The sequence below is a fragment of the Streptomyces sp. NPDC026246 genome, assembly GCF_055567995.1.
In genome coordinates, this window is sequence record NZ_JBVHPJ010000002.1 from 350,352 (window position 1) to 375,639 (window position 25,288).

A 25,288-nucleotide genomic window follows, 5' to 3' on the forward strand; every position below is an offset into this window, starting at 1 on the left:
GGGGGGCTTCCCGGTGCGACCGGGTCACGCCGAGCGGCGGAATCCGATCGTCGGCACGGCACGCCGCAGCGGCCACGGCCGCACCAGTTCCTCCGGCACCAGCCCGGCCAGGAACCCGTACCGGCGCAGCGCCTGGGGGTCCTGTCCCTCGACGGACTGCACCCTGCGCCACCAGGCCGCGATCTCCGACCACCCCGGCGCCGACAGCGACCCGCCGAACTCCTGCACCGACAGCGCCGCGGTCAGCCCCGCGAACGCCAGCCGGTCGGCCAGCGGCCAGTCGGCCAGCGTCCCGGCCACGAACCCGGCGACGAACACGTCCCCGGCCCCGGTCGGGTCGAGCGCCTCGACCTCGATCGCCGGCACCTCCGCCGTCTCCCCCGTCCGCCGGTCCACGGCGTACGCACCCTCCGCGCCGAGGGTGACGACGGCGAGCGGCACGTGCTCGGTGAGGGCGTGCGCGGCGGCCCGCGGGCAGTCGGTGCGGGTGTAGCGCATGGCCTCCTGCGCGTTCGGCAGGAACGCCTCGCAGTGCTTCAGGTCGGGCAGCCGGGCCAGGTCCCACAGGCCGGTGTCGTCCCAGCCGACGTCGCCGAAGACGCGGGTGCCCTTGCTCGCGGCCTGTGCGATCCAGGGCGCGCTCACGCCGGGCGCGAGGGAGGCGACGGCGGCCCGGGCGCGCGGCGGGCAGGCGGGGGCGGGCTCCTCCGGGGGCGGCTCGTGGCCGTGCGAGACCATCGTCCGCTCCCCCTCGTAGGCCATGGAGACGGTCACCGGGGAGTGCCAGCCGGGCACCGTGCGCGACGCGGACAGGTCGATGCCCTCGCCGTGCTCCAGTGCGTCCCAGCAGTACTCGCCGTAGTGGTCGTCGCCGAAGGCCGCGGCGAGGGAGGTGCGCAGCCCGAGCCGGGCGAGCGCGGTGGCCATGTTGGCGACGCCGCCGGGGCTCGACCCCATCCCCCGCGCCCAGGACTCCGTCCCGCGCACCGGGGCGGAGTCGAGCCCGGTGAAGACGATGTCGAGGAAGACGGTGCCGGTGAGGTAGACGTCCCAGGGCGGGTCGTCCGGCGCGCGCAGCGGGGCGAGGGGATCGACCTGGTTCTGCCGGTGCGATCCCTTTCCGGCCGGGCCCTTTCCGGCCGGGTCCTTTCCGGCCGGGTCCTTTCCTGCCGGGGCGGTGGACGCGATCACGATGCGCTCCCTGACGTGGTGCGGATCAGGCCAGTCTGCACCACGCCGCGGGGAAGCGGCCGCTACCAGCGGGGCATCGTCGGCGTCACCCACCCCGGGTCGGCGATCCGCATGGCCGCCGCGTCGTCCCGGTCCCGCAGCGCCCCGTCGTCCTCCAGCCAGCGCCGGTGGAGTACGGCCAGCCGCTCGCGGTCCAGTTCCACGCCGAGCCCGGGGGCGTCGGACACCACCACCCGTCCGCTCTCGAAGGCGATCCGCTCGGTGAGGACGTCCTCCGACTGCCACGGGTAGTGGGAGTCGCAGGCGTGGTGGAGGTCCGGGACGGTGGCGGCCACGTGGGTCATCGCGGCGAGCGAGATGCCCAGGTGGGTGTTGGAGTGCATCGACACGCCGACCCCGAAGGCGCGGCACACGGCGGCGAGTTGCTGCGTGCGGCGCAGCCCGCCCCAGTAGTGGTGGTCGCAGAGGACGACCTGGACGGCGTCGCGGGTGAAGGCCTCCTCGATCTCGGCGAAGGTCGTCACGCACATGTTGGTGGCCAGCGGCACGCCCGTCTTGGCGGCGACCTCGGCCATGGCCGGCGTGCCGAGGGCGGGGTCCTCCAGGTACTCGAGGACGTCCCCCAGTTCCTCGGCCACGCGCAGGGAGGTCCCGACCGACCAGGCGCCGTTGGGATCCAGCCGCAGCGGGTGCCCGGGGAAGGCCTCCGCGAGGGCGCGCACGGCCGCGATCTCCTCGTCGGGAGGGAAGACGCCGCCCTTGAGCTTGAAGGAGGTGAAGCCGTGGCGTTCGGTGAAGCGGCGGGCCTGCTCGACCACTCCGGCCGGATCGAGGGCGGCGCCCCAGTCGTCGGTCCCGGCCGGGACGCCCTCGGGATGGGCGGCCCATTTGTAGAACAGGTAGGCGCTGTACTCGACCGCGTCGCGCACCTTGCCGCCGAGCAGCGCGTGCACGGGCAGGCCGAGGGCCCTGCCGAGGGCGTCGAGACAGGCGACCTCGAAGGCCGAGACGACGGACAGCCGGAGCTTGTCCGCCGTCTGGACGCCGCGCAGCCCGCCGACGTCGACGGCGGTCTCGACCCGGGAGCCGTCGACCGCGACCCGGTCCGCGAGGGTGAACAGCCCGTTCAGATCGCTGACCGGGTGTCCTTCCAGCCGTTCGGCCAGGGGCCGGGCCAGTTCCAGGTACTTGGTGTCGCCGTAGGTCTCCCCCACGCCGGTGACCCCGTCCGCCGTGACGACCTCGACGATCAGCCGGGGCGTGTACGGCTGGTGGACGCCCTGCGTGTTCAGCAGCGGCGGGTCCGCGACCAGGATCGGCGTCAGCCGTACGTCGGTGATGGCGAGGTTCACGGGGCGGCTCCCACGAGGTCGAGTCCGGTGGCGAGGAGGGCGGTGAGGGCGGCCAGGTCGGCCGGTGCGGGGTCGGTGAGCGGGGCGCGTACGGGGCCCACGGCCTGGCCGCGCAGGCGGGCGGCGGCCTTCACCAGCGACACGGCGTACCCGGGGACGCGGTCGCGCAGCTCGACGAACGGGACGTAGAAGCCGCGCAGGAGCTTGTCGACGGTGCCGTCGTCGCCGTCGCGCAGGGCGGTGAAGAAGGCGCCGGCGATCTCGGGGGCGAAGGCGTGCACGGCCGAGGAGTAGGCGGGGACGCCGACGGCGGCGTAGGCGCGGGCCTGGACCTCGGCGGTGGCGGCGCCGTTGAAGAACAGGAAGTCCTCGGGTGCGGCCAGGGTGAGGCGCTGGAGCCGGTCGAGGTCGCTGTGGCCGTCCTTGAGGCCGATGACGGTCGGCAGGGCGGCGACGCGGCGCAGGGAGTCGGCGGTGAAGGCGGTCCGGCCGCGCTGGTAGACGACCAGCGGCAGCGGTGTGCGGGCGGCGATCTGCTCGACCTGGGCGGCGAGGCCGTCCTGCGGCGCCTCGACGAGGTAGTGCGGCAGGACGAGCAGGGCGTCGGCTCCGGCGTCCTCGGCGATGCGCGCGAACCGGGCGGCCTGGGCCCAGCCGTAGCCGATGCCGGCGACGACGGGGACCCGGCCCGCGGCCTCCTCGACGGTGAGGGCCACGACCCGCCGGTACTCGTCCTCGTCCAGGGAGAAGAACTCGCCGGTCCCGCAGGCGGGGAAGACCGCGCCGGGGGAGGCGGCGAGCCGGTCCGCGACGTGGGCGCGGCAGCCGTCCGCATCGAGGGTGCCGTCGTCGCGGAAGGCGGTCAGCGGGAAGGACAGCACCCCGTTCGCCATGCCCTCGCGCAGCCGCCGCGCGACCGCTACCGCACCAGCGCTCACGTCATCTCCTCACGTAGACGTCATCCACGTATGAGAATGCTGGCTGTGTATGCGAACGTCAACAGGTGCGACCACGGCGGGGCGCGACAAGGGTCCCGACCAGGCGAAGGGGCGCGTTTACCCGGGCTTCCCTCCACCAAACTCAATGTGCTCCAGATCACATCGATCCGGCTCCCGTGTCCGAGTACTTGCTTGATACAAATTGCCCGCGCGTTCCTGTCCGTCGACGGTCGTCGCCCCTCCCCCCTGATCGCCGCTCCTTTCGCACGCCCTGGGAACGCCCGTGTTCGCCCCCCGCACCACTCCCTGGCCCCTCGTCGCCCTTTTCACGGCCGGGTACCTCGCCCCGTATCTGCTGCCCACCACCGTGGGCCGCCTCGACTCCGGGCTCGCGCTCTCCGCCACCCAGGCCGGCGCCGTCGGCAGCGCCCTGCTGCTGAGCTCGGCCGCCGCCGGATTCGCCCTGGCCGCACGCGTCGAGCGGATCGGCGCCCGCACACTCGCCCGGCTCGGCCTCGCCCTGGCCCTGCTCGGCTACGGCGGCGCCGCCCTGACCACCGCCGTCCCGGCCGTCGTCACCGGCGCGATGATCGGCGGGGTCGGCTCCGGCACGGCCACCACCGTCGCCGCGGCCCTCATCGCCGGGCAGAAGGACCCCCACCGGGCCTCCACCGCCGGGCTGCTCAGCGTCTCCGCCCTCGCGGGCGCCGTCTATCTGACGGTGCCTCACCTCGGCCCGGGCCACGGGCTGCCGCTCGCCGCGATCGCCCTCACGGCCGCGGCCGTGTGGCCGCTGACCGGCAAGCTGCCCGCCGGGACTCCCCCGACCCCGGTCCGGACCGGCACGGCCCGTCTGCCGCACGCCCGTTCCGGGCTGGTGCTGGCCGCCGCCATGGTGTGCTGGTCGCTCGCCCAGAACTCGCTGTGGGGCGTGAGCGGCCGGATCGGCCTGGAGCAGGCGCACCTCGGCGAGGCCACCGTCGGAGCCGTCTTCGCCGTGGCCCTGGGCGCCGGGCTCACCGGCGTGCTCGCGGCCGGCGCCCTCGGGGCGCGGCTCGGCCGGGCGGTGCCGATCGGCCTGGGCACCACGCTCATCGCCGGCTGCATCGTGCTGAGCGCCTCCGCGACCGGGTTCGGCAGCTTCGCCGCCGGGGAGATCGCCTGGAACACGCTGTACCCGGTGGTGCTGTCCTACCTGATCGGACTGGCCGCCTCGCTCGACCCGCGCGGGCGGTGGGCGGTCCTGGTCGGCTCGGCGTCCTCGCTGGGCACGGCGGCCGGGCCGCTGACCGGCAGCGTCCTGTCGGCGCAGGCCGGTTTCCCGGCGATGGGCGCCGTCCTCGGGGCCGGGCTGCTGGTCATCGCCCTGCCGATGACCGCCGTCGCCCTGCACACCGGCGGGCGCCCGCTGCTTCCCGGCGCGATCCGCCGCCGCGGCGGCCACCCGGCCGCGCTGGTCGCCGTCGCCACCGGCACGCCCACCGGCGCGGTCCCGGAGATCGGCGCCCCGGAGCAGCCCGTGGTGGAGATCCCCGTGGAGGCCCCGGCCGTCCCCGCCCAGCGCGCCTACGGCAAGGCGGGGTCCGAGGCCTTGTGACGGCCTAGCCGAAGGTGTACGCCTCGACCTCGGCCAGGTAGCGCGCCCGCAGCTCCTCGTCGTCCTCCAGGAACGAGGCGAGGAAGGAGTTGCGGGCCAGCTCGCGCAGCCGCTCCTCGCCGAGTCCGAGCGTCTCGCGCACGGCGGCGAAGTTGTCCCCGGCGTAGCCGCCGAAGTACGCCGGGTCGTCCGAGTTGACCGTGCACATCAGGCCCGCGTCCAGCATGGCCGGCAGGGGGTGCTCGGCGAGGGTGTCCACCGTGCGCAGCCGGACGTTGGACAGCGGGCACAGCGTCAGCGGCACCCGGTCGCGCACCAGCCGCTCCACCAGCGCCGGGTCCTCCACGCAGCGCAGCCCGTGGTCGACCCGCTCGACACCGAGGACGTCCAGCGCCTCGGTGATGTACTCGGGCGGCCCCTCCTCACCAGCGTGCGCGACCCGGCGCAGCCCCAGCGCCGCGGCCCTCTCGTACACCTCGCGGAACTTCACCGGCGGGTGCCCGACCTCGGCGGAGTCCAGGCCGACCCCGGTGATCCGGTCCAGGTAGGGCTGGGCGGCGTCCAGTGTGGCCAGGGCCGACTCGGCGGACTCGTCGCGCAGGAAGCACAGGATCAGCCGGGTCGAGACACCGTGGTTCGCCTCGCTGCTCCCCAGCGCGCGCCACAGCCCCTCGACGACCGTGCCGAGGTCCAGACCCCGCCCGGTGTGGGCCTGCGGGTCGAAGAAGATCTCGGCGTGCCGCACGCCCTGCGCGGCGGCCCGGGCCAGGTAGGCGTTCGCCAGGTCCTCGAAGTCCCGCTCGGTGCGCAGCACGGCCATGAGCTCGTAGTACAGGTTCAGGAAGGACTGCAGGTCCTCGAAGCGGTACGCCTCGCGCAGCTCGTCCGTGTCGGCGTAGGGCAGGGTGACGCCGTTGCGCGCGGCGAGCTCGAAGGCGAGCTCCGGCTCCAGGGTGCCTTCGATGTGAAGGTGCAGTTCGGCTTTGGGGAGGGGCATCAAAGCATCGTACGGGCGTTTCACCGACGCTTCGGAACCGGTACCCGGAGTAGGTCGCGTGCCACGCTGAGCTCGCCCTCGTACCCGGCGGCCCGCGCCTGCCGCTCGAACTCCTCAGGTTCGCCGTAGCGCTGGCTGAAGTGGGTCAGCACCAGGTGCCGCACCCCGCTCTCCCGGGCCACCCGCGCGGCCTGACCAGCCGTCAGGTGACCGTGCTCGACGGCGAGTTGCTCGTCCTCGTCGAGGAAGGTCGACTCGATGACGAGCATGTCGCAGCCCTCGGCCAGCGCGTACGCGCCGTCGCACAGCCGGGTGTCCATCACGAACGCGAACCGCTGCCCGCGCCGCACCTCGCTGACGTCCTCCAGCGAGACGCCGCCGAGGGAGCCCTCGCGCTGGATGCGGCCCACGTCCGGGCCCTTGAGGCCGTGCGCGGCGAGCCGCTCGGGCAGCATGCGCCGGCCGTCGGGCTCCACGATCCGGTAGCCGTAGGACTCCACGGGGTGCGACAGCTTCCGGGCCTCCAGCACATACCCGCCGGTGCGGGCGAGCGGGCCGTCGGCGGCGACCGGCGCCTCGGTGACGCCGACGGTCTCGCGGTAGGCGGTGGCGTACCGGAGCCGGTCGAAGAAGCGCTGCCCGGAACGGGGGTAGTGGGCGGTGACCTCGTGCGGGACCCGGTCGAGGTTGATGCGCTGGATCACGCCCGCCAGGCCCAGGCTGTGGTCGCCGTGGAAGTGTGTGACGCAGATCCGGTTCAGGTCGTGCGCGGCCACCCCGGCACGCAGCATCTGCCGCTGCGTGCCCTCGCCGGGATCGAAGAGGATGCCCTCGCCGTCCCAGCGCAGCAGGTAGCCGTTGTGGTTGCGGTGCCGGGTCGGCACCTGGCTGGCGGTGCCGAGGACCACGAGTTCACGTACGGACAAGGCGCGTCATCCCGGGGGCCACTGCAGACCGCGGCCGCCGAGCACGTGGCCGTGGACGTGCCAGACCGTCTGGCCGGCGCCGCTGCCGGTGTTGAACACCAGGCGGTAGCTGTCGAGCTTCTCCTCCTCGGCGACGGCCCGGGCCTCGCGGAGCAGGTCCGCGGTGAGGGCCGGGTCGGCTTCGGCGAGGGCGGCGGCGTTCTCGTGGTGCGCCTTGGGGATGATCAGGACGTGCGTCGGGGCCTGGGGATTGATGTCCCGGAAGGCGAGGGTCGTCTCCGTCTCACGCACGACCGTCGCCGGGATGCTGCCCGCGACGATCTTGCAGAACAGGCAGTCGTCCTGGGGTTCCCCTGCCATGTCTCCTCCGAGGGTTGGCCGACGTCGAGCTCCGACCCGGGCATCGTATCGTCGTCTGGTGCGGGTGTGTTGTGGCTGGTCGCGCTCCCGCGGCGGAGCCGCACATCGACGGAGTCCCGCGCCCCTAGAAGGTCGGCACGGCCGGCGGCGTTTTGGCCGGACTGGACTCCAGCGCCTCCAGCGCCAGCCGGATCGCCTCGTTCAGTTGGGTGTCCCGGCCCGCCGCGTGGTCCTGCGGGCGCTGGACGATCTCCACGTCCGGGTCCACGCCGTGGTTCTCCACGCCCCACTCGTAACCCTCCAGCCAGAACGCGTACTTGGGCTGGGTGACCAGGGTGCCGTCGACCAGGCGGTAGCGGCTGTCGATGCCGATGACGCCGCCCCAGGTGCGGGTGCCGACGACCGGTCCGAGGCCCAGCGCCTTGATGGCGGCGTTGACGATGTCGCCGTCCGAGCCGGAGAACTCGTTGGCGACGGCCACGACCGGGCCGCGCGGGGCGTCCTCGGGGTAGCTGTAGGGGCGCATGCCGCGCGGGACGGCCCAGCCGACGATGCGCCGGGCGAGCTTCTCCACCACGAGCTGGGAGGTGTGGCCGCCGCGGTTCTCGCGGACGTCGACGACCAGGCCCTCGCGGGCGACCTCGACGCGCAGGTCGCGGTGGATCTGGGCCCAGCCGGGCGCCTGCATGTCCGGGACGTGGAGGTAGCCGAGACGGCCGCCGGACTTCTCGTGGACGTAGGCGCGTCGGTCGGCGACCCAGGCGTGGTAGCGCAACGGCTCCTCGTCGGCGAGCGGGACGACGACGGCGTGCCGGGGCTCGCCTCCACCGGCCGGGGAGATCGTCAGTTCCACCGGCTTGTTCGCCGTGCCGACCAGCAGCCGTCCGGGGCCGGTGACCGGGTCGACCGGCTGCCCGGCGATCGCCACGAGAGCGTCCCCGGGGCGCACGGCGACGCCGGGCGCGGCCAGCGGGCTGCGGGCGTCCGGGTCGGAGGTCTCCGAGGGCAGGATGCGGTCCACACGCCAGCTGCCGTCCTCGTGACGGGAGATGTCGGCACCCAGCAGTCCCTGACGGGGGCCGGTGCCGTGGCCGCCGCGCGGGGTGACGTAGGCGTGCGACGTGCCCAGCTCGCCCTGGACCTCCCACAGCAGGTCGACCAGGTCGTCGTGGGTGGCGCACCGGTCCACGACCGGGCGGTAGCGGTCCAGGACGCCGTCCCAGTCGACGCCGCTCATGTCCGGCCGCCAGAAGTGGTCGCGCATGATGCGGCCGTTCTCGTCGAACATCTGCCGCCACTCGGCGGCCGGGTCGATGAACTGGCGTACGCGGCCCAGGTCGACGGTGATGTTGGAGTCGCTGTCGTCGTCGCCGGAGGCACGCCGGTCGCTGGGGACGACCTTGAGCCGTCCGTCGGTCCACAGCAGCACCCGCTTGCCGTCGCCGCTGACCTCGAAGTGGTCGGCGTCCGCGGCGAGGTGCTCGAGGCGCTGCTGGGCGAGGTCGTAGCGCTCCAGTTCGGTCTTGGGTTCGGGGGCGTCCGGGGTGGCGCGGGCCGCGCCGAGCACCCCGCTGACCGGGTGCCGCAGCCACAGCACCCCGTCCTTGGCGGCGCGCAGGCCGGAGTAGCGGGCGGCCTCGACGGGGAAGGGCACGATGCGGTCGGCGAGGCCGTCCAGGTCGATGCGCGTGGTCGGGGTGCCCTCGCTGTCGGGGGTCTCCTCCCGGTCGGGCGTCTCGAAGGAGCGGCCGTGCCGCTGCGGGCCGAACGGGGAGGGCGTGGTGGCCGCGAGGGTGATCAGGTGCGGCCGGGCGCCCTCCACGAAGGCCAGGTCGAAGACGTGCTCGTCGTAGACCGGGTCGAAGGCGCGGGTCGACAGGAAGGCGAGGTGCTTGCCGTCGGCCGTGAACGCCGGCGCGTAGTCCTGGAAGCGCAGCGGGGTGGCCTCGGTGACCGACAGGTCGGTGGTGTTGGCGAGCTTCAGCTGGCTCAGGGGGCGCGGGCCGGGGTGGGACCAGGCGAGCCAGGCCGAGTCGGGGGAGAAGACCAGGCCGGACATGTCGCCGTCCTCGCTGCGGTCCACCGTCCGCACCTCGCCGGTCTCCCGCTCCACCAGCAGCAGACGCCCGTCGTGGGAGGCGACGGCGGCACGGCTGCCGTCGGGCGCCATGGCGAGGTCCAGCACCCGTCCGAGCTGCCCGGCGGCGAGCCGGCGCGGGGTGGCGCCCGGGGCGAGGCCGGTGGCGGGCGCGAACTCCAGGGCGTCGTCGCCCTCGGCGTCCGTCACCCACACCACCCACTCCTCGCCGTCGGCGCGGAACGTGCGGGGCAGGCGGGCCCGGACGCCGGGCGTCGCGGCGAGCGCGCGGGCCGGGCCGGAGCGGTGGGTGACCCAGTGCACGGAGCCGCGCACGGACACGGCGCTGCCGCGGGCGGTGTGGTCGGGGGACGCCGAGCCGAACCAGCGGGAGGCGTTCACCGTGAACGGCTGGAGGTCGACGCGCTGCCCGCCGAGGCGCACGTCGAGCCGGCGCGGCTCGGATCCGTCCAGGTCGTCGAGCAGCCACAGTTCACCGGCGCTGGAGTAGACGACGCGGCTGCCGTCGGTCGCGGCGTGCCGGGCGTAGAAGCCCCCGAGGGGGGTGTGCCGGCGCAGGTCGGAGCCGTCGGCGAGGGAGGAGTACAGGGCGCCCGTGCCCTCGTGGTCGGAGAGGAAGCCGACCCGGTCCCCCACCCACAGCGGGTACTCGATGTTGCCGTCGAGGTCCTCGTGCAGCCGCACGAACTCCCCGTCGTCCTCGCGGTCGATCCACAGCTTGCCCGCGGTGCCGCCGCGGTAGCGCTTCCACCAGGCCGCCTCGCGGCCCATCGGCGCGGACAGCAGCACGGTGTGCGGGCCGTGGGCGACGTCCCCGACGGGTCCGTAGGGCAGGGTGGCGGCCGGGCCGCCGTCCAGCGGCACGGCACGGGCCCAGGTGCGGCGCAGGCTGGCCTGCCCCTCGGTGCTGATCGCCAGGACCTCGCCCCCGGCGGTCCAGCCGCGCACCTGCGTCTTCAGGCTGCCCCAGTACGTCAGTCTCCTCGCCGGGCCGCCGTCGACCGGGGCGATGTGCACCTCGGGGGCGCCGTCACGGGTGGAGGTCCAGGCGACGGTGGTGCCGTCGGGCGAGATCCGGGGCTGGGTCACCGGCACGTTGTCGGCGCTGGCCCGCCAGGCCCGGCCGCCGTCGAGCGGGGCGAGCCACACGTCGTCCTCGGCGGTGAAGGCGACCAGGTCACCGTGCACATGGGGGAACCGGAGGTAAGCAGGCGATGTCACCCGATCACCCTATGCAGGGACGCCGTCGCGCGGACAGGGTTCGGATCACTTGCCCTCGACGGGGCGGCAGTCCGGGTAGCGGTCGCACCAGATGGTCTGGGTGACCGTCACGGTGACGGCCGGTCCGGGCTGCCCGTTCCCGCCCCCGCCGACCGGCGGCGGGCTGGTGCGGTCGCAGTCGCCGAGCCCGTCGACCGTGAACCAGGTCTTGCCGTCGACCTTCGCGGTGATGGTGCCGCGCACGCAGGCGCCCTCGACGGCGTGGGTGACCCGGCCCGTGACGTCGATGTCCTTGCCGTCCTTCGTCTCCCCCTGGCAGTCGACCGAGGCGACGGTCCGCTCACCGGACCCGCCCGCCGACGGCGACGCCTTGCCGCCGTTGCCGTAGGAGGCCGTGCAGGTCAGCCAGCGCACGCCCGCCTTCTGCCGGTTCAGCTCCTTGGTCACGGTCTCGTCGACGGTGTACGCGACGGACGCGGAGCTGATGCCGCCGGGCTCGCACGCGACGGCACCGCCCACGGCGACCACCGCGAACACCGCCGCCACCGCCGTGCGACGCCCCCGCGACCCCCGCCGAATCCTCCTGAATGCCCCCATCATGGGGGCAGCCTGCCACCGACGGGGTCGGCGCGGTAGGGCGCAAAGGCGTCAACCGCGCAGCGGAAGCCGCTCCTGAGGCTCCGTCAGATCCCCCTCGGGGCAGTGCCTCCCGAGCGAGGAGGTCAGGACCAGCGGCCCGTGCGGGCGAGGAGTACGGAGGCCGCCGCCGTACCGGCCGTCGACGTGCGCAGCACGCTGGGCCCGAGGCGGTACGCCCCGGCCCCCGCTTCCTCGAACAGCGCCAGCTCCTCGGGCGACACGCCCCCTTCGGGGCCGACGACCAGCACGATCTCGCCGGTGGACGGCAGAGCCGTCGTCGCCAGGGGCTCCTCGCCGCTCTCGTGCAGCACGGCCGCGAAGTCCGCCCCGGCGAGCAGCGCGGCGACCTGCTTGGTGGTCGCGGCGTTCGCGACCTCGGGGAAGCGCACCCGGCGGGACTGCTTGCCGGCCTCGCGGGCCGTCGCCCGCCACTTCGCCAGGGCCTTGGCCCCGCGCTCGCCCTTCCACTGCGTGATGCACCGCGCGGCGGCCCAGGGCACGATCGCGTCGACACCGACCTCGGTCATGGTCTCGACGGCCAGTTCGCCCCGGTCGCCCTTGGGCAGGGCCTGCACGACGGTCACCCGGGGCTGCTCCGCCGGCTCCTCGCTCACCGAGTCGAGCTGGACGATCAGCCGGTCCTTGCCCTCGGTACCGAGCACGACGCAGTCCGCCCACCGTCCCGCGCCGTCCGTGAGGACGACGTCCTCGCCGGCCCGCAGCCGCTTCACCGAGACGGCGTGCCGCCCCTCGGGCCCGTCGAGCACGTACCGGCCGCCGCCGCCCGCCCGGAAGTGCTCGACCACGAACACCGGCGCGGTCATCGCGCACCCCCCGCCAGCGCCGCACGGGCGGCGGCGAGTTCCCCGGCGAGCACTTCGACCAGATGCCCGGCGGGCATCTCCCGCGCCATCCGGTGCCCCTGCCCGGCCCACAGCGCCATCCCCTGGGCGTCGCCCGCCTTGGCGGCGGCCTTGCGCAGCGGCGCGGTGAGGTGGTGGACCTCGGGGTAGGCGGCGGGCGCGTAGGGGCCGTGCTCGCGCACGAACCGGTTGACGAGGCCGCGGGCCGGGCGGCCCGTGAAGGCCCGGGTCAGTTCCGTGCGGACGAAGAGGGGATTGGTCAGGGCCTGCTTGTGCAGGGCGTGCGCACCCGACTCGTGCGTGGGGACGAAGGCCGTGCCGAGCTGCGCGGCGCCGGCCCCCGCCGCGAGCACGGCGGCGATCTGGCCGCCGCGCATGATGCCGCCCGCGGCGACGACCGGGATGGTGACGGCCTCGCGCACCTGCGCGACCAGGGAGAGCAGTCCGATGCCGCCGCCGTCGGCCTCGGGGGTGTCCCGGTGGGTGCCCTGGTGGCCGCCGGCCTCGACGCCCTGCGCGATGACGCCGTCCGCGCCGGCCCGCTCCACGGCCCGGGCCTCGTCCGGGGTGGTCGCGGCGGCCAGGACGAAGGTCCCGACGCGGTGCAGGGTGTCGATCACCTCGCGGTCCGGGACGCCGAAGTGGAACGACACGACCGGCACGGGGTTGTCGCGCAGCACGACGAGTTTGGCCTCGAAGCCGTCGTCGCGTCCGCTCTCGGGGTCGCCGAGCTCGGTCTCGTACCAGGTCGCCTCACCGGCCAGCTGGTGGGCGTAGACGTCCACGGCGGCGGGGTCGGCGAGATCCGGGTGCGGCATGAAGACGTTGACGCCGAACGGCCTGCCCGTGAGGCTCTTGAGCTGCTTGATCTCCTGGTACATCCCGTCGGCGGTCTTGTACCCGGCGGCGAGGAACCCGAGCCCGCCCGCCTCGCACACGGCGGCGGCGAGCTGCGGCACGGAGATGCCGCCCGCCATGGGGGCCTGCACGATCGGGAGCGGGAAGAGATCGGTCAGAGCGGAGGACATGACCGCATGTTGTCACGTCCTCCGCGCCCGTCCGAAACCGGCCTGCCGTGTGGCATAGACCAGAGGAATGCCCGCTTCCGCAGCCGCGCTCGACGGCTGCGCCAACCCTCTCCCGGCGGCGCCGTCGACGCCGCTCCGGGTCTCCGTCAGTCGCTCCGGTCGCGGGCTCAGCGCCCGTTGAACGCGTCCTTCAGCCGCGAGAACAGCCCCTGCTGGCCCGGCTGGAACTGGCCCGTGGGGCGCTCCTCGCCGCGGAGCTTGGACAGTTCGCGCAGGAGGCGCTCCTGCTCGGGGTCCAGCTTGGTCGGGGTCTGGACCTCGACGTGCACGATGAGGTCGCCGCGCCCGCCACCGCGCAGGTGCGTGACACCACGGCCGTGCAGCGGGATCGACTGACCGGACTGGGTGCCGGGGCGGATGTCGACCTCCTCCAAGCCGTCCAGCGTCTCCAGCGGCACCTTCGTGCCGAGGGCCGCCGCCGTCATGGGGAGCGTGACCGTGCAGTGCAGGTCGTCGCCGCGCCGCTGGAACTGCGCGTGGGGCAGCTCGTGGATCTCGACGTAGAGGTCACCGGCCGGACCGCCGCCGGGGCCGACCTCGCCCTCACCGGCGAGCTGGATGCGCGTGCCGTTGTCCACACCGGCCGGGATCTTCACCGTGAGCGTCCGGCGGGACCGGACACGGCCGTCACCCGCGCACTCGGGGCACGGCGTCGGGACGACCGTGCCGAAGCCCTGGCACTGCGGGCAGGGGCGCGACGTCATGACCTGGCCCAGGAAGGACCGGGTGACCTGCGAGACCTCACCGCGGCCGCGGCACATGTCACACGTCTGGGCGGAGGTGCCCGGGGCCGCGCCCTCGCCGTTGCAGGTGTTGCAGACGACGGCGGTGTCGACCTGGATGTCCTTGGTCGTACCGAAGGCGGCCTCGTCGAGCTCGATCTCGATACGGATCATCGCGTCCTGGCCGCGGCGGGTGCGCGAGCGCGGTCCGCGCTGCGACGCCGTGCCGAAGAAGGCGTCCATGATGTCCGAGAAGTTCCCGAAGCCACCGGCTCCGAAGCCGCCCGCGCCGCCGCCGGCCTGCGAGAGCGGGTCGCCGCCGAGGTCGTAGACCTGCTTCTTCTGCGGGTCCGACAGCACCTCGTAAGCGGCGTTGATCTCCTTGAACCGCTCCTGGGTCTTCGGATCGGGGTTGACGTCCGGGTGCAGCTCGCGGGCGAGCCGCCGGAAGGCCTTCTTGATCTCTTCCTGCGACGCGTCGCGGCGCACGCCGAGTACGGCGTAGTAGTCCGTGGCCACTACGACTCCGCCAGGATCTGTCCGACGTACCGTGCCACTGCGCGTACCGCTCCCATCGTTCCCGGGTAGTCCATGCGGGTCGGTCCGACCACGCCGAGCTTGGCGACTGCCTCGCCGCCCGAACCGTAGCCGACCGACACGACGGACGTGGAGTTGAGTCCTTCGTGGGCGTTCTCGTGACCGATCCGTACGGTCACGCCCGGATCCTTCGCCTCGCCGAGCAGCTTGAGGAGCACGACCTGCTCCTCCAGCGCCTCCAGCACGGGCCGGATCGTGAGGGGGAAGTCATGACCGAAGCGGGTCAGATTGGCGGTGCCGCCGATCATCAGCCGCTCCTCGTTCTCCTCGACGAGCGTCTCCAGGAGTGTGGAGAGCACCGTGGAGACCGTACCCCGGTCCTCGTGCTCGAACGCCTCCGGGAGATCCTCCACCAGACTCGGCACATCCGCGAAACGGCGGTTCGCCACGCGGCTGTTGAGGCGCGCGCGCAGATCCGCGAGCGAGGCCTCGCCGAAAGGCGCCGGGCAGTCCACCACGCGCTGCTCGACCCGCCCGGTGTCCGTGATCAGCACGAGCATCACCCGCGCGGGCGCGAGGGCCAGCAGCTCCACGTGCCGCACGGTCGAGCGGGTCAGCGACGGGTACTGCACGACGGCGACCTGGCGGGTGAGCTGCGCGAGCAGCCGCACCGTGCGCGCCACGACGTCGTCGAGGTCGACGGCGCCCTCGAGGAAGTTCTGGATCGCGCGCCGCTCGGGCGCGGTCATCGGCTTGACTCCGGCGAGCTTGTCGACGAACAGCCGGTAGCCCTTGTCGGTGGGGATCCGCCCGGCGCTGGTGTGCGGCTGGGCGATGTACCCCTCGTCCTCCAGGGCCGCCATGTCGTTGCGCACGGTCGCCGGGGAGACGCCGAGGTTGTGCCGCTCGGTGAGGGCCTTGGAGCCGACCGGCTCCTCGGTGCCGACGTAGTCCTGGACGATGGCGCGCAGCACTTGCAGTCTGCGTTCACTGAGCATCGCGCACACCTCCAGAAGTCGTCCGCCCGTTGCCCGCCGTTCGCGGCCTGGCACTCTGCGCGTGCGAGTGCCAGCATTCCCCGGCCCAGTGTACGGCGGTGGGGTACGCCCCCGGCAAGGCTGGTCGTGCGCCGTCGCGCCGCGGGGCGGGGCGCACCGCTAGCGTCCCGGTATGACGGTGACTTGGGAAGACCTCGGGTGGGAGCGCGTGGCCGCGGGTGTGGGACGGTGCAGGCTGCCGGTGTGGGACTGCACGATCGGGCTGGTCGTCGGCGAGGGGGCGGTCCTCATGATCGACGCGGGGTCGAGCCTCACCGAGGGCGCGCGGCTGGGCGCGCAGGCGCAGGCGCTCACCGGTCGGCGTGTGACACATCTCGCGCTGACCCACCCGCATTTCGACCACGTTCTCGGTGCCGGGGCGCTTCCCGGCACCGAATCCTTCGGCGCGGTGGGCGTGGACGCGGTGCTGTCGCGGGCGCGGGACCGCGAGGAACTGCGCGAGGACGCGGTGCGCCAGGGCCTGGCGGCCTCCGCGGCCCGGGAGGCGGCGGAGCGGCTGGCTCCGCCCGGGCACCTGGTCTCCGGCGATTGGACCCTGGACCTGGGCGGCGGCCGGCAGGTGCTGCTGGCGAACGTGGGTCCGGGGCACACCGCGCACGACCTGGCCGTGCTGGTGCCGGGCGATCCCGAGGTGGTGTTCTGCGGCGACCTGGTCGAGGAGTCGGGTGAGCCGCAGGCGGGTCCGGACGCCGTGCCCGCGCAGTGGCCGGCCGCCCTGGACCGCCTGCTCGCCCTGGGCAGCGAGGACGCGCTGTACGTGCCCGGTCACGGAGCGGTGGTGGACGCGGCGTTCGTCCGCGCCCAACGCGACGCGCTGGCCGCGCGTTTCGGCGTGTCGTCGTGAGCGTCCGGCGGGTTTCCCTATCGTCGTGCGAATGCGCCAGTACTCGACCGATCTGACCCCGCCGTGGAAGAAGCCGAAGCCGGTTCCCGAGGTCCCGGCCGAGCCGGGCCTGGTGGTGGAGGAGCCGGGGACCGGGTTCTGCGGGGCGGTGATCCGCTGCGAGGCGGGCACGGTGACCCTGGAGGACCGCTTCGGCAAGCACCGGGTCTTCCCGATGGAGCCGCGCGGCTTCCTGCTGGAGGGCAGGGCGGTGACGTTGGTCCGCCCGGCGCCGGGCGCTCCGGCCCGCCCCGCCCGCACGGCCTCCGGCTCGGTGGCGGTCCCCGGCGCACGCGCCCGCGTGGCCCGGGCGGGCCGCATCTACGTCGAGGGGCGGCACGACGCCGAGCTGGTGGAGAAGGTCTGGGGCGACGACCTGCGCATCGAGGGCGTGGTCGTGGAGTACCTGGAGGGCGTGGACGACCTGCCGTCCATCGTCGACTCCTTCGCACCCGGCCCGGACGCCCGCCTCGGCGTCCTGGTCGACCATCTGGTGCCGGGCTCGAAGGAGTGGCGCATCGCCGAGTCGGTGACGAGCGAGCACGCGCTGGTCGTGGGCCACCCGTACATCGACGTCTGGGAGGCGGTGAAGCCGTCGGCCCTGGGCATCGCGTCCTGGCCCCGGGTCCCGCGCGGCCAGGACTGGAAGACGGGCGTGTGCCGTGCGCTGGGCTGGCCGGAGAACACGGGCGCGGCCTGGCAGCGGATCCTGTCGGGCGTCCACTCGTACAAGGACCTGGAGCCGGAGCTGCTGGGCCGCGTGGAAGAACTGATCGACTTCGTGACGGCACCGGCGGACTGAGCCGCCCGGGGCCCCCGCCCGCACGCCCTCCCGGCAGCCGCCGTCCGCCACCGGGCCCGGCAGCCCCGCCGCCCTCAGCCACGCCGGCCCACGGGGATCGGCGCACCGGTCCCCCCAGCCGCGCCGCCGCACCGAGTCCGGCAGGCCCGTCGCTCTCCGCCGCGCCGCTCCGCCGCATCCGGCACGCCCGTCCCGCGGCCGCTCCCTGCAGTCCACCGGGTCCGGCACACCCATCGCGCCCCGCCCCGTCGCTGCACCGGGACCGGCACGCCCGTCCCGCGGCGGCTCCCTGCAGACCGCCGCGTCCGGCAGGCCCGCGCGGCAGCCGCCGTCAGTCGACCAGGTCCCGCACCACGCCGTCCGCCAGCAGCCGGCCGCGCAGGGTCAGTACGGCCCGGCCCTGCTCGTACGGCCCGGCGTCCAGGAGTCCGTCCGACAGCGCCCGGCGGGACGCGGCCAGGCCCTCCTCCCGCAGCAAGGACAGCGGCACCCCGTCCCGCAGCCGGAGTTCGAGCAGGATCCGCTCCACCCGCCGGTCCTCCTCGCCGAGCAGCTCCCGCCCGGCCCCGGGCGACCTGCCCGCCGCGAGCGCGGCCGCGTACGCGCCGGGGTGCTTCACGTTCCACCAGCGCACGCCGCCCACGTGGCTGTGTGCCCCGGGTCCCGCGCCCCACCAGTCGGCGCCCCGCCAGTACAGCTCGTTGTGCAGGCACCGGCCCGCCTCGGAGGTCGCCCAGTTCGACACCTCGTACCAGTCGAACCCGGCACCGGAGAGCACCTCGTCGGCGATCAGGTACCGGTCGGCGTGGACGTCGTCGTCGGTCATCGGCACCTCGCCGCGGCGGATCCGCCGCGCGAGCTGCGTGCCCTCCTCGACGATCAGGGCGTACGCGCTGACGTGGTCGGGTCCGGCGCCCAGCACCGCGTCCAGGGAGGCCCGCCAGTCGTCGTCGGACTCCCCCGGCGTGCCGTAGATCAGGTCCAGGTTCACGTGCTCGAACCCGGCCGCCCGGGCCTCCGCGACGCAGGCCTCGGGCCGCCCGGGCGTGTGGGTGCGGTCCAGCACCTTCAGCACGTGCTGCCGCGCGCTCTGCATGCCGAAGGAGATCCGGTTGAAGCCGCCCTCGCGCAGGGCCGCCAGATACGCCGGGTCCACCGACTCGGGATTCGCCTCGGTCGTGATCTCGGCGTCCTCCGCGAGTCCGAACTCCTCGCGGACCACCCGCAGCATCCGGACCAGGTCCTCGGCGTCCAGCAGCGTCGGCGTGCCCCCGCCCACGAACACCGTCCGCACGGCCCGCGGGTCGTCGCCCAGCACCTTGCGGGCCAGCCGGACCTCGTCCACGAGCGTCCCGGCGTAGTTGTCACGCGAGGCGAGCACGCCGCCGGTGCCGCGCAGCTCGGTCGCCGTGTAGGTGTTGAAGTCGCAGTAGCCGCAGCGGGTCGCGCAGTAGGGGACGTGCAGGTAGAACCCGAGGGGGCGGTCGGCGGCCCCGGCGAGCGCGGACGCGGGCAGCGCGCCGTCGGCGGGGACGGGATCGCCGTCGGGGAGTGCGGAAGGCATGCCTTCCATTGTCCAGCACCGGCGGGCTCACTCCGCCTGGAGCACCAGCAGCGCCAGATCGTCCGCCGGGGGCCGCTCCCCGAAGTCGTGCACGAGCTGCTGGATCCGCTCGGCTATCGGCTCGGCCCCGAGCCCGGCACACCCGGCCAGCGCCGCCGCGAGCCCGTCCCCGTCGTCGAACTGCCGGGAACCGGAGCGGCGCTCGGTCACGCCGTCGGTGACGCACAGCAGGGTGTCCCCGGGGCGCAGGTCGAAGCTCTCGCTGGTGTACGTGGCGTCCTCGACGACGCCCAGCAGGGTCTGCGGCTGCGCGCAGGGCTGGACCCCGCCCCCCGCCCCGAGCAGCAGCGGCAGGGGGTGCCCGGCGGAGGCGACCGTGCAGTGGACCCCGCCGTCGAAGGGGATCAGTTCGCCGTAGAGCAGGGACAGGAAGCGGGTCTGGGGACCGTCGCCGGGCGGGGTCGGGCGCGCCCCCGCGGCCACCAGCGCCCGGGCCGCCGCGTCGGCGGCCTCGGTGGCGTCGTCGAGCAGCAGCTGGTTGAGGCGGTCGAGGACGTCGGCGACGCGGTAGCCCTCGCGGGCCAGCAGGCGCAGCCAGGGGCGGGCCAGGCCGATGACGACGGCCGCCTCGGGGCCCTTGCCCTGGACGTCGCCGACGGCGAAGCACCAGCGGCCGTCTCCGGCCGGGAACAGGTCGTAGAAGTCGCCGCTGGGGCCGCCCTTGTCGCAGGGCTCGTAGACGAGCGCGCTGCGCACGCCGGGGATCTCGGCCACGGCGCCGGGCAGCAGCCCGCGCTGGAGCACGGCGCTGATGGTGGCCTGGCGCGCGTACTGGCGGGCGGCGCCCACGGCGAGCGCGACCCGGCGGCTGAGGTCCTCGACGAGGCCGGTGATCTCGTCGGGGAAACCGGACGTCCCCGCCCGCCCGACGACGAGCGTGCCCAGTGGCCGCCCCCCGGCGACCAGCCGGTACGCCAGGGCCGCACCGGGTTCACCGAGGGCCTCACCGGGCCAGTGGTAGGCGGCGGGCCCGGCGCGGGACGGGTCGGACGGCTGCGGCGGCTCCTTCTCCAGGGCCCGGCGCAGTTCCTCGACGCGGTGCTCGCTGCCGTGCCAGACCCGGGTGGGGCCGGGCCCGTCCGCGCCGCTCCAGCCGCCGGTGGCCTCGTCCTCCATCCACATCGCGCACCAGTCGGCGAGCCGTGGCACGATCAGCTGTCCGGTGAGGGCGGCGACCAGGTCCTCGTCGAGCTGTCCCGCGAGGAGGTCGGAGGCCTCGGCGAGGAACGACAGCGCCCCGCGGCCCAGCCAGCCGTCGTCCTGTTCCTCGTGCCGCTCCCAGCGCTCGCCCGGGCCGGCCGGATCGCGCGGTCCGGCCGGGCCGTCCGCGTGCGGTGCATCGTTCCGCCGGGTCCGCTCCCCGGGCCCGGCGGGCCCCGGCGGCCCGGGGGCGAGGCTCTCCGCGACCCGCAGGTCGCGCGCCAGCGCGTGCTCCCCGGCGTACGCCTCGGCCTGTGCCTCCGCCTCGCACCCCGCCGCGGGCAGCCGTGCCCACACGGTCTTGCGGCCGGTGCGGTAGGTGATCCCCCACGCCTCGGACAGCGCGCCGACGAGCCGCAGGCCGCGCCCGTACTCGGGCGGTTCGTGGGACGGGTCCGGTCCGGCGCCGCGCGGGGCGCGGGAGGGGTGGTGGTCGCAGACCTCCACGACCAGCGCGACCGTGTCCGGCGCGTCGCCCTCCAGCCGGCACTCCAGCTCGACGTCGGTTCCGGCGTGCACGACGGCGTTGGTGACGAGTTCGCTGACGACGAGCCGCGCGTCGGCGGCCAGGCGCTCGCCGAGGTGCTCGGCCCCGGGCAGGCCCGACGCCGTCCACTCGGCGAAGGCGGTGCGCAGCAGGCTGCGGGCGGCGCCCGGCGCGAGGGAGCTGCCGGGCAGTGTGGCGTGCGCCCGCGCATGGGTCACCGCGAGCGCCTGCGCGGCGGGCGCGGGCTCCCCGGCGGCGGGCTCGGCGAGCCCCTCCTGCGCGGGCACGGACGGCTCCCGGGCATGCGCAGGCGCCTGCGATGCACGGGAGACGGTCTCCCGTTGCGTCGGAATGGCCCCCATGGGCGGCTCCCCGGGCAGTTCGTACGAATACGCCACAGTCGATGCCGACAGGGTGACAGACCGGCCACGCCCATAAGCGCGGAGTTACCGAAGAAGGCCGTCATGAGTGAGAAGAGTGCTACGGATGTGGTCGAAGAACGGTCGAAAGACGGTCGGATCCGAGCATCGGGGCGTCACCACCCGCCCGCCCCGCCGGACGGGAGGGCGAACGGCCGGGGCACGACGAAGGGCCGGCGCCTGTACGGCGCCGGCCCTTCGCGGGTCAAGCAGGGCGTGCTACGCCTCGCGGGACCCCTCGTACATCTCGTCGATCAGATGCTTGTACTCCCGCTCCACGACCGGCCGCTTCAGCTTCAGGCTCGGCGTGATCTCGCCGTGCTCCACGTCGAGGTCCCGCGGCAGCAGCCGGAACTTCTTGATGGTCTGCCACCGCTGCAGGCCCTCGTTGAGCTGCTTCACGTACCCGTCGACCATCTCGACGGTGGCGGGCGCCGCGACGATCTCCGCGTACGACTTGCCCTCCAGGCCGTTCTCGGCCGCCCAGGCGGTGATGGCGGCCTCGTCGAGGGCGATGAGGGCGGTGCAGTAGTTCCGGTCGGCGCCGTGCACCAGGATGTTCGACACGTACGGGCACACCGCCTTGAACTGTCCCTCGACCTCCGCCGGGGCGATGTACTTGCCGCCCGAGGTCTTGATGAGGTCCTTCTTGCGGTCGGTGATGCGCAGGTAGCCGTCGGCCGACAGCTCCCCGATGTCGCCGGTGTGGAACCAGCCGTCCGGCTCCAGCACCTCGGCGGTCTTCTCGGGCAGGTTGTGGTAGCCCTCCATGATGCCGGGGCCGCGCAGCAGGATCTCGCCGTCGTCCGCGATGCGCACCTCCGTGCCGGGCAGCGGCTTGCCGACCGTGCCGGTGCGGTAGGCCTCGCCCGGGTTGACGAACGACGCGGCCGAGGACTCGGTGAGGCCGTAGCCCTCCAGGACGTGGATGCCGGCACCGGCGAAGAAGTAGCCGATCTCGGGTGCCAGGGCGGCCGAGCCGGACACACAGGCCCGCAGGTTGCCGCCGAAGGCCTCCCGGATCTTGGCGAACACCAGCGTGTCGGCGACCTTGTGCTTCGCGTTCAGCCCGAAGGGCACGGTCGCGGTCCCGGTGCGCCGGAAGTTGTCCTGCGAGACCTTGGCGTACTCGCGGGCGACCTCGGCGGCCCACTGGAAGATCTTGTACTTGGCTCCGCCGCCCGCCCGGGCCTTGGCGGCGACCCCGTTGTAGACCTTCTCGAAGATGCGCGGCACGGCGGCCATGTACGTCGGCTGGACCACCGGCAGGTTGTCGATGATCTTGTCGACCCGGCCGTCCACGGCGGTGACGTGCCCGACCTCGATCTGCCCGGAGGTGAGCACCTTGCCGAAGACGTGCGCGAGCGGCAGCCACAGGTACTGCACGTCGTCGCCGCTGACCAGTCCGGTCGCGGCGATGGCCTTGGCCATGTACGACCAGTTGTCGTGCGGCAGCCGCACGCCCTTGGGGCGGCCGGTGGTGCCGGAGGTGTAGATGAGCGTGGCGAGCTGGTCCTTGGTGATGGCCCCGACCCGCTCCTTGATCAGCTCGGGTTCCTTCTCAAGCCGGGCGGCGCCGCGCTTCTCCAGCTCGTCGAGGGTGAGGATCCAGTCGGCGCTCTCCGCGCCGGCCGGGTCCACGACCACGACATGGGTCAGCTCGGGCAGCTCGGCCCGCTTCTCCTTGGCCTTGGCCAGCTGCTCGGCGTTCTCCGCGATGAGCACCCGGCTCTGGGAGTCCGACAGGATGTATGCCGACTCGTCGGCGTTGGTCTGCGGATAGACCGTGGTGGTGGCGGCGCCTGCGCACATGATGCCGAGGTCGGCCAGGATCCACTCGATGCGGGTGCTGGAGGCCAGGGCGACACGCTGCTCGGGCTGCACGCCCAGTTCGATCAGGCCCGCGGCGATGGCGTAGACCCGCTCGGCGGCCCGCGCCCAGGTGAGCGACTTCCACTCGTCCGGCCCCTCGCCCGAGGGCGCGGGAACCGGATACCGGTAGGCCTCGGCGTCCGGCGTGGCGGCCACGCGCTCCAGGAAGAGGCCCGCCACGGAGGGCGGACGGTTCTCGATCAAGGTCTGTGTGTCGCTCACGACATCCTCCGGGCCCGCGACAGCGCGGCTGGCTCAGGTGCGGCTGGTTGGTCCTCACGAGCTGCAGGTCACGCCTGTTGTTTAACTGGTGAGTAACTATCGAGCAGGGGATCAGAGTAAAGGTCGGCCGGTTCCTGCGTAAGGGGCCGCGGCCTGTCACTTCGTACAGAGAGCTACCCCGTGGACGCACCGGGGCCCGCCGCACTTTCGCACGACGGGCCCCTGTTCTACCCGGTTTGCGGTGTAACCCGCGGTAATCGGCGGTTACTTCTTGACCTTGCCCGACCCCGCACTGTCATCGCTCGACAGGACCGCGATGAACGCCTCCTGAGGAACCTCCACGGAACCGACCATCTTCATCCGCTTCTTGCCCTCCTTCTGCTTCTCCAGCAGCTTCCGCTTCCGGGAGATGTCACCGCCGTAGCACTTGGCGAGGACGTCCTTGCGGATGGCGCGGATGGTCTCGCGGGCGATGACCCGCGAACCGATGGCGGCCTGGACCGGCACCTCGAACGCCTGCCGCGGGATGAGCTCCTTGAGCTTGGCGACGAGCCGGACCCCGTAGGCGTACGCCTGGTCCTTGTGGGTGATCGCCGAGAAGGCGTCCACCTTGTCGCCGTGCAGCAGGATGTCCACCTTGACCAGGCTGGAGGTCTGCTCGCCGGTGGGCTCGTAGTCGAGCGAGGCGTAGCCGCGGGTCTTGGACTTCAGCTGGTCGAAGAAGTCGAACACGATCTCCGCGAGCGGCAGCGTGTAGCGGATCTCGACCCGGTCCTCGGAGAGGTAGTCCATGCCGAGCAGGGTGCCGCGCCGGGTCTGGCACAGCTCCATGATCGAGCCGATGAACTCGCTCGGCGCGAGGATGGTCGCCCGCACGACCGGCTCGTACACGTCCGAGATCTTGCCCTCGGGGAACTCGCTCGGGTTGGTGACCGTGTGCTCGCTGCCGTCCTCCATGAGGACGCGGTAGACCACGTTCGGGGCGGTCGCGATCAGGTCGAGCCCGAACTCGCGCTCCAGCCGCTCGCGGATCACGTCCAGGTGCAGCAGGCCCAGGAAGCCGACGCGGAAGCCGAACCCGAGCGCGGCGGAGGTCTCCGGTTCGTAGACCAGCGCGGCGTCGTTGAGCTGCAGCTTGTCCAGGGCCTCGCGCAGCTCCGGGTAGTCCGATCCGTCCAGCGGGTACAGGCCCGAGAAGACCATCGGCTTGGGGTCCTTGTAGCCGCCGAGCGGCTCGGTGGCACCCTTGGACTGGCTGGTGACGGTGTCACCGACCTTGGACTGGCGGACGTCCTTCACGCCGGTGATCAGATAGCCCACCTCGCCGACGCCCAGTCCGTCGGCGGGCAGCATCTCCGGCGAGTTGGTGCCGATCTCCAGCAGCTCGTGGGTGGCGCCCGTGGACATCATCTTGATGCGCTCGCGCTTGTTGAGCTGCCCGTCGATGACACGGACGTAGGTCACCACACCGCGGTAGGAGTCGTAGACCGAGTCGAAGATCATGGCGCGCGCGGGGGCGTCCGCGACACCCACCGGGGCCGGCACCTCGGCGACGACCTTGTCCAGCAACGCGTCGACACCGACACCGGTCTTGGCGGACACCTTGAGGACGTCGCCGGGATCGCAGCCGATGAGGTGCGCCAGCTCCTCGGCGAACTTCTCCGGCTGCGCCGCCGGCAGGTCGATCTTGTTCAGCACGGGGATGATCGTGAGGTCGTTCTCCATCGCCAGGTACAGGTTGGCGAGGGTCTGCGCCTCGATGCCCTGTGCGGCGTCCACCAGGAGGACGGTGCCCTCGCAGGCGGCGAGCGACCGCGAGACCTCGTAGGTGAAGTCGACGTGCCCCGGGGTGTCGATCATGTTCAGGATGTGCGTGTTGCCCTTGTCGTGGGTCGGGGCCCACGGCAGACGCACCGCCTGAGACTTGATCGTGATGCCACGCTCGCGCTCGATGTCCATGCGGTCGAGGTACTGGGCGCGCATCTGCCGCTGCTCGACCACTCCGGTCAGCTGGAGCATCCGGTCGGCGAGCGTGGACTTGCCGTGGTCGATGTGCGCGATGATGCAGAAGTTGCGGATCAGAGCCGGGTCGGTACGGCTCGGCTCGGGCACGTGGCTGGGGATCGCGGGCACGCAGGGTCCTGATTCTTGAGGCGTCCGCAGTGTCTGCGGTCTCGGGTCGGATCGATACG

The 25,288-nt window shown here is 73.5% G+C and carries 19 protein-coding genes; 3 read left to right on the forward strand and 16 right to left on the reverse strand.

Annotated elements, in window-relative coordinates; all coding sequences use genetic code 11:
* Positions 1–24: 24 nt before the first annotated feature.
* The 3 genes from ACZ4M5_RS05715 to ACZ4M5_RS05725 form a co-directional block, all read right to left on the reverse strand.
* A complete protein-coding gene (locus ACZ4M5_RS05715; protein WP_467733445.1) occupies positions 25–1,191 on the reverse strand; it encodes a carbohydrate kinase family protein in 1,167 nt (388 codons plus the stop codon).
* A 62-nt stretch (positions 1,192–1,253) separates the two neighbouring features.
* Entirely contained in the window at positions 1,254–2,543 is a 1,290-nt protein-coding gene (locus tag ACZ4M5_RS05720; RefSeq protein WP_467733447.1) for a glucarate dehydratase family protein, read from the reverse strand.
* On the reverse strand, positions 2,540–3,436 hold the full coding sequence (locus ACZ4M5_RS05725) for a 5-dehydro-4-deoxyglucarate dehydratase (RefSeq protein ID WP_467734245.1): 897 nt from the start codon (positions 3,434–3,436) through the stop codon (positions 2,540–2,542). Before ACZ4M5_RS05725 ends, ACZ4M5_RS05720 begins: the two co-directional genes overlap by 4 nt.
* Positions 3,437–3,764: 328 nt before the next feature.
* Here ACZ4M5_RS05725 and ACZ4M5_RS05730 point away from each other — a divergent pair, with 328 nt between their 5' ends.
* Positions 3,765–5,078 carry an MFS transporter gene (locus tag ACZ4M5_RS05730; RefSeq protein ID WP_467733449.1) on the forward strand — a complete coding sequence of 438 codons (1,314 nt, stop codon included), beginning with the start codon at positions 3,765–3,767 and terminating at the stop codon, positions 5,076–5,078.
* A gap of 4 nt (positions 5,079–5,082) precedes the next feature.
* On the opposite strand, the gene ACZ4M5_RS05735 is transcribed toward ACZ4M5_RS05730, so the two are convergent.
* The 9 genes from ACZ4M5_RS05735 to hrcA form a co-directional block, all read right to left on the reverse strand.
* Positions 5,083–6,075 (reverse strand): adenosine deaminase, encoded by a 993-nt coding sequence (locus ACZ4M5_RS05735; protein ID WP_467733451.1) that lies wholly within the window; start codon positions 6,073–6,075, stop codon positions 5,083–5,085.
* A 20-nt stretch (positions 6,076–6,095) separates the two neighbouring features.
* A complete protein-coding gene (locus ACZ4M5_RS05740; RefSeq protein ID WP_467733453.1) occupies positions 6,096–7,001 on the reverse strand; it encodes a ribonuclease Z in 906 nt (301 codons plus the stop codon).
* A 6-nt stretch (positions 7,002–7,007) separates the two neighbouring features.
* A complete protein-coding gene (locus ACZ4M5_RS05745) occupies positions 7,008–7,361 on the reverse strand; it encodes a histidine triad nucleotide-binding protein (RefSeq protein ID WP_467733455.1) in 354 nt (117 codons plus the stop codon).
* 124 nt (positions 7,362–7,485) lie between these two features.
* The gene (locus ACZ4M5_RS05750) at positions 7,486–10,680 is read right to left on the reverse strand and encodes a S41 family peptidase (protein WP_467733457.1); all 3,195 of its coding nucleotides are present in this window, start codon (positions 10,678–10,680) and stop codon (positions 7,486–7,488) included.
* Positions 10,681–10,725: 45 nt separating this feature from the next.
* On the reverse strand, positions 10,726–11,277 hold the full coding sequence (locus ACZ4M5_RS05755) for a hypothetical protein (RefSeq protein ID WP_467734247.1): 552 nt from the start codon (positions 11,275–11,277) through the stop codon (positions 10,726–10,728).
* Between the two features lie 125 nt (positions 11,278–11,402).
* Complete coding sequence (locus ACZ4M5_RS05760) at positions 11,403–12,143, reverse strand: 16S rRNA (uracil(1498)-N(3))-methyltransferase (RefSeq protein ID WP_467733459.1); 741 nt, start codon at positions 12,141–12,143, stop codon at positions 11,403–11,405.
* Entirely contained in the window at positions 12,140–13,210 is a 1,071-nt protein-coding gene (locus ACZ4M5_RS05765; protein WP_467733461.1) for a nitronate monooxygenase, read from the reverse strand. Before ACZ4M5_RS05765 ends, ACZ4M5_RS05760 begins: the two co-directional genes overlap by 4 nt.
* A 167-nt stretch (positions 13,211–13,377) precedes the next feature.
* A complete protein-coding gene (gene dnaJ, locus ACZ4M5_RS05770) occupies positions 13,378–14,511 on the reverse strand; it encodes a molecular chaperone DnaJ (protein ID WP_467733463.1) in 1,134 nt (377 codons plus the stop codon).
* On the reverse strand, positions 14,511–15,527 hold the full coding sequence (hrcA, locus tag ACZ4M5_RS05775) for a heat-inducible transcriptional repressor HrcA (RefSeq protein WP_369195704.1): 1,017 nt from the start codon (positions 15,525–15,527) through the stop codon (positions 14,511–14,513). Before hrcA ends, dnaJ begins: the two co-directional genes overlap by 1 nt.
* Before the next feature lie 172 nt (positions 15,528–15,699).
* On the opposite strand from hrcA, the gene ACZ4M5_RS05780 reads away from it, so the two are divergent.
* Both ACZ4M5_RS05780 and ACZ4M5_RS05785 read left to right on the forward strand, forming a co-directional pair.
* The gene (locus ACZ4M5_RS05780) at positions 15,700–16,431 is read left to right on the forward strand and encodes an MBL fold metallo-hydrolase (RefSeq protein WP_467733466.1); all 732 of its coding nucleotides are present in this window, start codon (positions 15,700–15,702) and stop codon (positions 16,429–16,431) included.
* 31 nt (positions 16,432–16,462) lie between these two features.
* Positions 16,463–17,272 (forward strand): DUF3097 domain-containing protein, encoded by an 810-nt coding sequence (locus tag ACZ4M5_RS05785; protein WP_467733468.1) that lies wholly within the window; start codon positions 16,463–16,465, stop codon positions 17,270–17,272.
* 331 nt (positions 17,273–17,603) lie between these two features.
* On the opposite strand, the gene hemW is transcribed toward ACZ4M5_RS05785, so the two are convergent.
* The 4 genes from hemW to lepA form a co-directional block, all read right to left on the reverse strand.
* A complete protein-coding gene (gene hemW / locus ACZ4M5_RS05790; RefSeq protein WP_467733470.1) occupies positions 17,604–18,836 on the reverse strand; it encodes a radical SAM family heme chaperone HemW in 1,233 nt (410 codons plus the stop codon).
* A gap of 27 nt (positions 18,837–18,863) precedes the next feature.
* Positions 18,864–20,945: a SpoIIE family protein phosphatase gene (locus ACZ4M5_RS05795; RefSeq protein ID WP_467733472.1), complete on the reverse strand. Its 2,082-nt coding sequence runs from the start codon at positions 20,943–20,945 to the stop codon at positions 18,864–18,866.
* A gap of 276 nt (positions 20,946–21,221) precedes the next feature.
* On the reverse strand, positions 21,222–23,096 hold the full coding sequence (locus ACZ4M5_RS05800) for an AMP-dependent synthetase/ligase (RefSeq protein WP_467733474.1): 1,875 nt from the start codon (positions 23,094–23,096) through the stop codon (positions 21,222–21,224).
* A gap of 264 nt (positions 23,097–23,360) precedes the next feature.
* Positions 23,361–25,229: a translation elongation factor 4 gene (gene lepA / locus ACZ4M5_RS05805; protein ID WP_467733476.1), complete on the reverse strand. Its 1,869-nt coding sequence runs from the start codon at positions 25,227–25,229 to the stop codon at positions 23,361–23,363.
* Between the last annotated feature and the right edge of the window lie 59 nt (positions 25,230–25,288).

Bases quoted from the DNA above. Each gene is read 5' to 3' on its own strand.
- hrcA (WP_369195704.1), bottom strand. From the start codon at position 15,527: ATGCTCAGTGAACGCAGACTGCAAGTGCTGCGCGCCATCGTCCAGGAC.
- ACZ4M5_RS05780 (WP_467733466.1), top strand. From the start codon at position 15,700: ATGACGGTGACTTGGGAAGACCTCGGGTGGGAGCGCGTGGCCGCGGGT.
- ACZ4M5_RS05735 (WP_467733451.1), bottom strand. From the start codon at position 6,075: ATGCCCCTCCCCAAAGCCGAACTGCACCTTCACATCGAAGGCACCCTG.
- ACZ4M5_RS05765 (WP_467733461.1), bottom strand. From the start codon at position 13,210: ATGTCCTCCGCTCTGACCGATCTCTTCCCGCTCCCGATCGTGCAGGCC.
- ACZ4M5_RS05785 (WP_467733468.1), top strand. From the start codon at position 16,463: ATGCGCCAGTACTCGACCGATCTGACCCCGCCGTGGAAGAAGCCGAAG.
- ACZ4M5_RS05760 (WP_467733459.1), bottom strand. From the start codon at position 12,143: ATGACCGCGCCGGTGTTCGTGGTCGAGCACTTCCGGGCGGGCGGCGGC.
- ACZ4M5_RS05745 (WP_467733455.1), bottom strand. From the start codon at position 7,361: ATGGCAGGGGAACCCCAGGACGACTGCCTGTTCTGCAAGATCGTCGCG.
- ACZ4M5_RS05755 (WP_467734247.1), bottom strand. From the start codon at position 11,277: ATGGGGGCATTCAGGAGGATTCGGCGGGGGTCGCGGGGGCGTCGCACG.
- hemW (WP_467733470.1), bottom strand. From the start codon at position 18,836: ATGCCTTCCGCACTCCCCGACGGCGATCCCGTCCCCGCCGACGGCGCG.
- ACZ4M5_RS05725 (WP_467734245.1), bottom strand. From the start codon at position 3,436: ATGGCGAACGGGGTGCTGTCCTTCCCGCTGACCGCCTTCCGCGACGAC.
- ACZ4M5_RS05795 (WP_467733472.1), bottom strand. From the start codon at position 20,945: ATGGGGGCCATTCCGACGCAACGGGAGACCGTCTCCCGTGCATCGCAG.